The sequence below is a fragment of the Archangium sp. genome, from assembly GCF_036388035.1.
Lineage (GTDB): Bacteria > Myxococcota > Myxococcia > Myxococcales > Myxococcaceae > Archangium.
The window spans coordinates 1-9,796 of sequence record NZ_DASVSO010000292.1 but is presented as its reverse complement, the minus strand read 5'-3'; the positions used below and the strand labels follow the sequence as shown (position 1 = coordinate 9,796).

Sequence of the window (9,796 nt, the reverse complement as noted above, 5' to 3'; positions counted from 1 at the left end):
CGCGTTCTGCTGGCGCACGTGCTGGATGATCTCGAAGGGCGTGCGCGCGGCCCCCTCGCGGGTGGACAGGGCGCGCTCCACCAGATTCTCGATGCCGTACTGCGCCTCCACCTGCTGGAGCCGCCGGTAGAAGGCGGCCTTGATGAAGCGGTAGGCGTTCTCCACGGAGGTGGGCTCGGGCAGGAGCACCAGCACGCAGTGGTCGGCGATGATGAAGAAGTCGAGCGTGTTGAAGCTGGAGCCCGCCCCCAGGTCGAGGATGAGGTAGTCCACCGACTGGGTCTGCAGGCCGCGCAGCAGCCGCTGCTTCTGGGCGTACTTGATGTTGGCCGCGTCCAGCACGTCCAACGCGCCGGCGATCAGCGACAGGTTGGGCACGCCGGTGGGCACGATGACGTCCTCCAGCCGCGCCTTGGGGCGCAGCATGAAGTCCGACAACGTGGCCGTGGGCTGACCGACACCCAGACACGTGTGGAGGTTGGCGCCACCCAGATCCGCATCCACCAGCAGCACGCGTTGACCCCGACTGGCCAGCGCGACGCCGAGGTTGGCGGAGACGAGGGACTTGCCGATGCCACCCTTGCCACCTCCCACCGCGATGATGCGGTGGGGGCGGGTGCGTGCGCCGAGCCCCGGAGAATCGGGGTCCGGGCGCACGGCCCCGCCCGCGGGCTGCGCGGGCGAGGACGAACGAGCGGGTTGCGACGCGGAGGAGGGACTCGCGGGATTCAAGGCCCCTCTATCAAAACCCGTCCTGCGCTCCGCGTCGACTCCCTGGCCACCGTTACTGGATGACCACCCGACAAGTGCAGGCCGAGGTGCCATCGCAGAGCACACCCGCCGTGTTACGGCAGGAGAGGCCCGAGCAGCAGCCTACCGTGGGCGAGCACGCCTGGCCGCTCGACGAGCAGGTAGACCCGGGCTGGCAGGAGCCCACGTTGCTGCCCGCTGGCACGTCGCAGGTCAGGCCCGAGCAGCAGTCGGCATTGGTGGTGCACAGACCGCTCTGGGGCTGACACGCCGCGGGAGCGGAGCACTTGCCGCCGGTGCAGATGCCCGAGCAGCACTGCGTGCCGCCGGTGCAGTTGGCCCCATTGGCCGAGCAGGTGCCGCCGCCCGAGCCGGCATCGGTCGTACCGCCAGTCCCAGCGTCCGTTGTGCCGGTGCCACCATCGGCCGGAGGCGGCGGCGGGGTGTAGATGGGCTGGCAGGCCTTGGTCAGCTCGGAGTTGGCACGGCACTCGGTGCCCGCGCAGCAGGCGACGCCCGCGTCCGTGTCACAGCGCGTGCCCACCGGCGAGCACGTCCCACCCGTGCTCCCCCCATCCGTGCCCGTCCCACCACCGGGCGCCCGGCACTTCAGGTTGCCAGCCGAATCCGGCAGGCACAGGGTGCCGTTGCAGCACTGGTCGGAGAACTGGCAGGAGTTCTCCACCTGGATGCAGCAGCTCGGGTTGTTGGCCTCGTAGCCCCTGGGGCAGGTCGTGGTGCCACCACCGCCGAAGCAGCGAGGCACGCCGGAGGAGTCCACCTTGCAGACATCCTTCTGGCCATCGCAGCAATTCTCCGGGGCGTTGATGTTGATGACGCCACCGTCCGGCATCTTGCCCGAGCCGCAGATGTTGCCCGTGGGCTGGCAGTTATTGCCGTTGCCGCAGCGGCCCTCGTTGCAGGTGACGTTGGAGACCGTCCCGCTGCCGCAGCAGATGGCGTCACCGGTGCAGTAATTGCCCGTCAGCTTGCAGCCGCCCACCGGCTGGCAGACCGTCGTGCCGTAGCCGAGATCCACGCAGGTGCGCGAGCAGCAGCCACTGCCGCCCGAGCACGGGTTGCCATCCTGGGTGCAACCGCTACCGCCACCGCCCTTGATCTGATTGCAGCGACCGACACCGCCATCCGCCGCCGTGCAGTCGTTGCCGCAGCACTCGTTGTCCCGGGTGCAGAGGTCGCCGTAGGCCTTGCAGGTATAGGAGCGGGCGCAGACGCCGTTCTGGCAGTTCTTCGAGCAGCACTCGCCCTCGGTCGCCTCGGTGCAGGACTGGCCGAGCACCTTGCACGCACCGTTGGAGGTGTCCGCCAGCGGGGCGCACGTGCCATTGGTACACGTCTTCGTGCAGCACTGCTCGGGGGTGGAGCACGCGCCGCCCACGTCCTGGCAGAGCGTGGAGGAGCACTTGCCGTTGAGGCACGAGTTGCTGCAGCAGTCCCCGCCAGCGGCACACGCCTCCCCAGCGCTGCGACACAGGTTGTTGGGCTCGGGACACCGGTTGTCCGCACCGCACACGCCCGTACAGCACGCGGCGCCCTGCGTGCGATCACACACGGCCCCCGCGGCCACGCAGAAGGAGCCTGAACCGCCATCCAGCTCCACGCCGCTGGTACCGCCATCCGGCAGGTTCCCCGACACGCCGCCGTCCGGCTCGGGCGGCAACGGGGGAGTCTCCCCGGCGTCCTGGACAGGCTCGGTCCCGGCGTCACCCGGGTCGACCTGAACCCCGCCACAATCACATCCCACGAGACTGATGGCGACCGCCAGGGCCCCCATCAGCAACCAACGATTTGCCCGCATACGAGTGACTCCCTCTCGGTGACGGGCCGGCCCAGGCTCACCTCGGAGCGAGAGCCCGGCCACGTCGACACACACGCGGCGATTGTCCACGCGTGAGAGGGACTCGTCGATGGACTCAATGGCCACTCTTTACAGGGCTTCTATAAAGCTACAGCCCTGAGGGACGCGGAGGGGCGCGTCAGTCGTCGTGCAGCTCCACGTTCCAGTACGAGGCGTCGGCGAGGTTCAGGAACGGCAGCCACTCGCGGTAGGTGATGCGGCGGGAGGCGCCGCGGAACAGGGGCGTCCAGCGGGGCCGCACGGGCACCTTGAGGAGCCGCATGTGCGCCTGCTCCGGCGTGCGCCCGCCCTTGCGCAGGTTGCAGGGCACGCACGAGCACACCACGTTCTCCCAGCTCGTCTTGCCTCCCTGGGAGCGGGGAACGACGTGGTCCAGGTTCAGCTCCGAGCGCGGCAGCCGCCGGGCGCAGTACTGGCAGGTGTCATGGTCGCGCGCGTAGATGTTGAGGCGGGAGAAGCGCACCCGGCCGCGCGGCAGGTACTCGTAGGCGGACAGCACCACCACCCGGGGCACACGGATGGGCCGGTCGATGGTGTGGACGCAGTCGTGGGTAGCGGTGCTCAGCGCCGCCCAGTCCTCGAACTCATAGAGCCGATACTGCGCGTCGATGGCCTTGGCCACCCCCAGGTAGAGCAGCGAGAGGGCGCGCTTCACCGAGGTGACATGGACCGGTTGGTAGTTCCGGTTCAGGACGAGCACGGCGCTGTTCAACATGGCTGCCTTCCCTGTGAGGCCACCCCTACGGCATGGGCGACCGATCCGAGGTCCTCCTCCGTCAGGCAGCGGACATCGAGCAGCACTTCGCCGTCCGAGATCCGCCCAAGCACCGGAACGTCCACCTCCCGAAGACATTCCAGGAAGGCCGCCGGCTCCCCAACAGTGAGGACGCAAGCGAAGGACGGCAACCGGGCCAAGGGCATCGCTCCCCCGCCTACCTGTCCTGAAGTCGAAGCCACGCGGGCCTGGAGTCCCTTCCCCGACAGGAGGGCATGAAGCCGCTCGGCGCGGGCGCGCAGGGCCTCCGGGGGCTGGGTGAGCAGCCGGTACGTGGGCACCGCCTCCGGCCGCCCGTCCCGGTACAGCTCCAGGGTGGCCTCCAGGGCCGCCACCGTCATCTTGTCGATGCGCAGCGCCCGGGTGAGTGGGTGCTTCTTGATGCGGGCAATCAGCGCGGCGCGGCCCACGATGATGCCGGCCTGCGGCCCGCCCAGCAGCTTGTCGCCCGAGAAGGCCACCACGTCCGCTCCGGCGGCCACGGTGTCCGGCACGGTGGGCTCGCCCGTGAGGCCTTCGCCGGTGAGCGGCACCAGCGCCCCCGAGCCCAGGTCCACGAACACGGGCACCCCGCGCGCGCGGCCGAGCCCGGCCAGCTCCTTCACCTCCACCTCCTCGGTGAAGCCCACGAGCGCGAAGTTGGAGCGGTGGACCTTCATCAGCACGCCCGTGTCCGGCGTCAGGGCCGACTCATAGTCCGAGCGCCGGGTGCGGTTGGTGGTGCCCACCTCCACCAGGCGCGAGCCGGACTGCTTCATCACGTCCGGCACCCGGAAGCCGCCGCCAATCTCCACCAGCTCCCCGCGCGAGACGAGGGCCTCGCGGCCCGCCGCCAGCGTGGCCAGCACCAGCAGCGCCGCGCCCGCGCAGTTGTTCACCACGAGGGCGTCCTCGGCACCGGTGAGCTGGGTGAGCAGACCGATGACCGGGGCGTAGCGGCTGCCCCGCTCTCCCTCGTCCAGGTCGTACTCGAGGTTGCAGTAGTCGCGCGACACGGCGGCCACGCGCGCCACGGCCTCGGGAGCCAGGGGGGCGCGACCCAGGTTGGTGTGCAGTACCACGCCCGTGGCGTTGAGGACGGGCCGCAGATTGGGCGTGGCCAGGGTGCGCAGGGCCTCGTCCACGTCCGCGTCCTCGAAGGGACGGAGCTCCCCCCGCAGCAGCCGCTCGCGCACGCGCGCGACCGCCAGCCGCAACGCCGCCACCGCCCGGGCACGCGGCACTGCCGACAACCGCGCCTCCAGGGAGGGACGGCGGAGGAGCTGCTCGATGGAGGGGAGCGCGCGCAGCAGCGCGTTCTTCCCCCCGTCTTCGGTCGAGGGTGCACCCACGCCCGGAAGTGTAAGAGGGCGGGGGCGCCCGCGCCAGCAAACCCCCCTCCCCTTCAGACGGGTTTAGGACTACCGGCCCGCCTGCACGACGGGCACCTTGGCGGGCCGCCCGTAGAGGAGCTGGTAGGTGTTGTAGGAGCGCAGCACACGCTTGATGTAGCCGCGCGTCTCCGCGATGGGCACTTCCTCCACCCACGCGTCCAGCGGCATGCCCGGACGCTCCGCCCGCCAGCGGTTGATGGCGTTGGGGCCGGCGTTGTAGCCACCCACCGCGAACGGGGTGTGCCCGGAGAAGCCCTTGATGAGCGAGCCCAGGTAGTGCGCGCCCAGCTTGATGTTGATGTCCGGCTCCAGCAGGGACTGGGTCGTCACCTTCTTGAGCTTGAGCTGACGCGCCACCGCCTGCGCCGTGGAGGGCATGAGCTGGGTGAGGCCCAGCGCGCCCGCCCACGAGAGCGCCTTCGGATCCAACGCGCTCTCCTCGCGCATCAGCGCCTGGAGCAGGTCCGGCTCCACGCCCGCCGCCGAGGTGTGCTTCTCGATGAGCTCGCGGAAGGCGTTGGGGTAGGCCACCTCCCACACCGGACGCGTCTCCGGGGTGATGCGGCCGCTCAGGTCGCGGCGCAGCGCCACGCGGGCCACCGCATGGGCGGAGCGCTCGTCGCCGACGTATGACAGCAGGTGGACGAGCAGCCGGACGTTCTCGGACGGCAGGTTCGTGCGGTTGACGGCGAGCAGCTCCGAGGAGACGGCCTCGGGGAAGCCCAGGCGCAGCAGCTCCACGGCCGACAGGAAGTGCGGATCCTTCTCCAGCGTCCCCGCGTGCAGGGGCCAGGGGCCGCGGCGCTCCTGCTTCGTGAAGTCGAGCTGGGGCGTCACGCGCGGCATGCGCGTCGGATCCAGCTCGCCCAGCATCATGCGCGCCATCAGTCCGTAGTAGGTGGCCGGGTGCTCCACCGCGAGCTTCTCGAAGAGGTCCGCGGCGCCCCGGGTCTCCCCCTTGTCCTGCAGCGTGCGCGCCCGCCAGTACTGCGCGCGCTCCACGTCATACGTCTCGTCCGCGTCGCCGAAGCGCTTCTCGATCTCCTCGAGCAGGGCGATGCCACCGCCCTCGACCTTCAGCGTGCGGGAGATCCAGAAGTCCTTGAAGAGTGCCTCGCCGAGGAAGTCGCCCTGGGGGTAGAGCTTCGCCAGCTCCTTGAGCCGCTGGGAGGCCAGGTCCAACCGGCCCGTCTTCACGTACAGGTCCGCGGCGTAGAAGAGCGCGTCGTCGGCGAAGGAGTGGTCCGGGTACTCCCGGGCGATGCGCTCGTACGTCTCGGGGCCCCGGCCCTGGTCCACGATGGAGCGCGAGGAGCCGAGCACGTAGAGGGCGCGCGGCAGCAGATCCCGATCCTGGCACTTGTCCACCACGGGCAAGAGGGCGGCGATGGCGCGGGTGTGCTGGCGCTCCTTGCGCTGGCCCTTGCCGTAGGCGAAGTGGGCGCGGCAGGCGAGCGCGTCCGGCAGCTTGAGCGAGGGCAGCAGCGGCTCGAGCACGTCGAGGCCCTGGCGATTGCGGTTGAGCTCGATGAGCTGCTCGCCGCGCACCACCTTCATCTCCAGGGGCGCCTGCTGACCCTTGAGGCGCTTCTCGGCCTGCTTGGCCAGGGGCGTGAGGGGATGCGAGGCCCACAGGCGCCAGAGGAACTCGCGCTCGCGCGCCTTGTCCTTCTTCTCGGCGGCGATGTCGGCGCTGGCCAGGAGGGCCTCGGCGGCGACGTTGCGGCCCCACGAGGGCGAGGAGCGGTTGGACAGAGGCGCGAGCGCGGCGAGCGCGGCGTCGGTGTCCTTCGCCTTGCGCAGGACGCGGCCGAGCGCCAGCCGGGCGTCGGGGTACAGCCGGGAGTCCTCGCGCACCTGGGCGAGCAGCACGGCCGCGTCGGGGAAGCGGCCGAGCGACTCGAGGGCCACGCCCGCGTGGGTAAGGCAGCGGTCGCGCAGCGGCGCGTAGTCCTCGGCCAGGGCGCTCATCTCCGCGGCGGCGCGGGCGTCATCCCCGGCGCGCACGGCGCTCAGGGCGCGCAGGTAGCGCACGGGGAGCGAGTCGCCCTCCTTCGCCAGCAGCTCGCGGGCGCGGGTGTAGAAGCCCTTGTCGAAGGCCTGCTTGGCCTCCTTGCGCTTGCCCTCGGCGAAGTACGGGGCCAGGTCCTTCAGATCGTAGCTGGGACCCTTGAAGACCTTGGGCGCCACGGGCGGCGGCGGGGCCTGATTGGGGAAGGCGGGGTTGAGCACCTCCACGAACCCGGGAGGCACCAGGACCTTCTCCGAGTCCGGCGGCGGAGAAAGCTGGGCCTCCGACGGAGCGTTCTCCGTCTGCGCCTGGGGAGCCGCGGAGGGCTCCTCGGCGGGCGGAGCCTGGGTGAAGGCCAGGGAGGTGGCGGCGGCGGCGGCGGCGAGCAGGGGGACGAAGGCTTTCATACGGGAAGGGCCCTCAGGTGATGCGCCGGGGCAGCCCCGGAGACAACCGGAAGTGGGGAAAAAATTTCCGAGAGGCAACGAAGGTTAGAGTGGCCACCACGCATGGACATTCGAACCCAGAGCGCGCTCCTCGCATCCATCATCGGGCTGGCGCTCGGTGTGTCCATCCTGTTGAGGGCGGGGCGTCCGCGGGTGCTCACGCTCTACTCCGTCTTCTCGTTGACGGTGGGCGGGTACTACCTGTCCAGCTTCTTCCACAGCCTCTTCGCGCGCACCGAGTACCCGTGGGTGTCGCGGGTAACGGTGGGCGCCACCATTCTACTGGCTTCGCTGGTTCCTGGTGCGGCAGTAGCCTTCTTCCTTGAATTCTTGGGGGTGAGCAAGGGCACGCATCTGCTCGGACGGCGGCTCGCTGTCCTCTCGGCCGTCTTTGGCCTGGCCGTCGCGGTGTCGCCTCTCGCACAAAAGGGCTGGGCGCGCGTGGCCATCGGCGCCTGGGTGCTCGGTGCCCTGCTGGCCTCGGTTTCGTTGCTGCTCCGACGAATGAGCACCACCGAGTCGCGGATCGAGCGGCTGCGGCTCACCTACCTGGCCATCGGCGCCGGGGCCTCCATCCTCTTCTCCGCGCTGGACTTGCTGGGGCGCTACGGCCTGCCCATCCCCAGCCTGGGGCCCGTCTTCACCACGCTCTACCTCTTCTTCCTGGCGCAGACGCTGCTGCGGCTGCGGCTGATGGACCTGCACGAGTTGCTGGGGAAGATCGCCTCGCAGACGGTGCTGGCCACCATCCTGGCCGCCGTCTTCACCGTGCTGACGGTGTGGGTGGACGAGAACAACACCTCGCTCTTCCTCTTCAACACGGTGGTGGCGGCCTTCGTGGTGCTCATCCTCCTGGAGCCGCTGCGGGCGAAGGTGGAGGAGCAGGTGGTGGCCATCTTCTTCCGCGAGCGCTTCGAGCTGCTGCGGGTGCTCGGCGGCGTGCGGGCGAGGATGGCGGGCGTCATCGAGATCTCCGAGCTGGCACGCATGGTGCTGGACGCGCTGCACGAGTCGGGGCGCATCACCCATGCGTCGCTGTACCTGCTCGCGGATGACCGGCCGGGCTACCGGCTGCTGGACGCGCGCGGGCCGGCGCCGGTGAGCTTCCTGGATACGGGCGCGGCGCGCGGGGTGCTGTTCGCGGTGGCCTCGGGGCAGAAGGCGGTGCTGCTGGAGAACGTGGAGCGACGCATCGTGGTGATGCGGCAGCAGGCCGTGGAGGGCAAGCGCTTCCGGGACGAGCTCAAGCGGCTCAACGACACGCGCGCGGCGCTGTTGCAGATGAAGGGCGGCATCACCGTGCCGCTGCTGGGCAACGACCGCGTCATCGGCTTCCTCAACCTGTGGGACGAGCGCGTGCCGGAGGCATATGCCTCGGATGAGATCGCCCTCATCCTGGAGGTGGCCGAGCGGCTGGCGACGGCGCTGGAGAACTCGAAGCTGTACGAGCGCATCCGCGAGCGCGACCGCCTGGCGGCCCTGGGCGAGATGGCGGCGGGTCTGGCCCATGAGATCCGCAACCCGCTGGGCGCCATCAAGGGCGCGGCGCAGTGCCTGGATCCGAAGCGGCTGCCCGGTGAGGAGGGCGAGTTCCTGGAGGTCATCGTCGAGGAGGTGAACCGCCTCAACGGGGTGGTGTCGGCGTTCCTCGACTACGCACGCCCGCTGAAGCAGAGCTTCGGAGCCACGGACCTGAACGAGGTGGTGACGCGCACGGTGCGGCTCATCCAGAACGAGATTCCCAAGGGGATCGAGCTGAAGGTGGAGCAGGAGGAGGCGCTGCCGAAGGTGGAGGCGGACGCGGAGCAGCTCAAGCAGGTGCTGATCAACCTGGTGCAGAACGCGATGCAGGCGTTGGCGGACACGGGGGGCAGCATCACCGTGAAGACGGTGCGGCCGGATCGCTTCACCGAATTCCGGGCCACGGGGGACTCGTTCGTGGAGGTCCACGTGACGGACACGGGCCCGGGGATTCCGCCGGACCAGCAGCAGCACATCTTCGTGCCCTTCTACACGACGAAGCAGAAGGGCACGGGGCTGGGGCTGGCGATCTGCCAGCGCATCGTGAAGAACCACGGTGGGACGCTCTCGGTGCAGAGCAAGGTGGGCGAGGGCGCCACCTTCATCATCCGCCTGCCGGCCCCCCCGTCGGAGCCGGCCCAGCTCCCGGAGCCGGTGCTCATGGATGGCACGCCCTTCCCTTCCACGAAGTCCGCCGAGGCCCTGCTCTCGGAAGGCACGGCCCCACCGCCCAAGCCCGCGGGCAAGTCGAAGCGCGAGAAGAAGCGCCGCGCGAGCTGAGGACTATTCGGCGGACTCTGCACCTGCCGTTTTCCGGCAGCGGTACGCATCTCCTTCAGGAACCGCTTTTCGAGCTGTTTGAACTCCTGGATCTTCGCGTCGACGGATGCATGTCGAAACTCCGTTCCATGTGTAGAGCGCCTCTGGCTCACAGGAAGAAGTGCACGGCCAACATCACGGGGAAGCCGACGTAGTAGAGCACCTCGCAGGCCACCTCCACGAACCGCCGCACGCCCCGCGCGTGCGACGGGGAGAGCCACG

Annotated in this window: 6 protein-coding genes; 1 reads left to right on the top strand and 5 read right to left on the bottom strand. The window is 69.8% G+C overall.

Going from position 1 to position 9,796, the window contains the following annotated elements:
• The 5 genes from VF697_RS12280 to VF697_RS12260 all read right to left on the bottom strand — a co-directional run.
• Positions 1-657: P-loop NTPase (locus tag VF697_RS12280; protein ID WP_331094513.1), on the bottom strand; the 657-nt coding region annotated here is incomplete at its 3' end.
• 127 nt (positions 658-784) lie between these two features.
• Positions 785-2,569: a hypothetical protein gene (locus VF697_RS12275; RefSeq protein ID WP_331094511.1), complete on the bottom strand. Its 1,785-nt coding sequence runs from the start codon at positions 2,567-2,569 to the stop codon at positions 785-787.
• A 178-nt stretch (positions 2,570-2,747) separates the two neighbouring features.
• On the bottom strand, positions 2,748-3,344 hold the full coding sequence (locus VF697_RS12270; protein WP_331094509.1) for an HNH endonuclease: 597 nt from the start codon (positions 3,342-3,344) through the stop codon (positions 2,748-2,750).
• Complete coding sequence (gene selA, locus VF697_RS12265) at positions 3,338-4,735, bottom strand: L-seryl-tRNA(Sec) selenium transferase (protein WP_331094507.1); 1,398 nt, start codon at positions 4,733-4,735, stop codon at positions 3,338-3,340. Before selA ends, VF697_RS12270 begins: the two co-directional genes overlap by 7 nt.
• A 69-nt stretch (positions 4,736-4,804) precedes the next feature.
• Entirely contained in the window at positions 4,805-7,195 is a 2,391-nt protein-coding gene (locus VF697_RS12260; protein WP_331094505.1) for a transglycosylase SLT domain-containing protein, read from the bottom strand.
• A gap of 102 nt (positions 7,196-7,297) precedes the next feature.
• Between VF697_RS12260 and VF697_RS12255 the strand changes: the two genes are divergently transcribed.
• Positions 7,298-9,535 carry a sensor histidine kinase gene (locus VF697_RS12255; protein WP_331094503.1) on the top strand — a complete coding sequence of 746 codons (2,238 nt, stop codon included), beginning with the start codon at positions 7,298-7,300 and terminating at the stop codon, positions 9,533-9,535.
• The last annotated feature ends 261 nt before the right edge of the window (positions 9,536-9,796 follow it).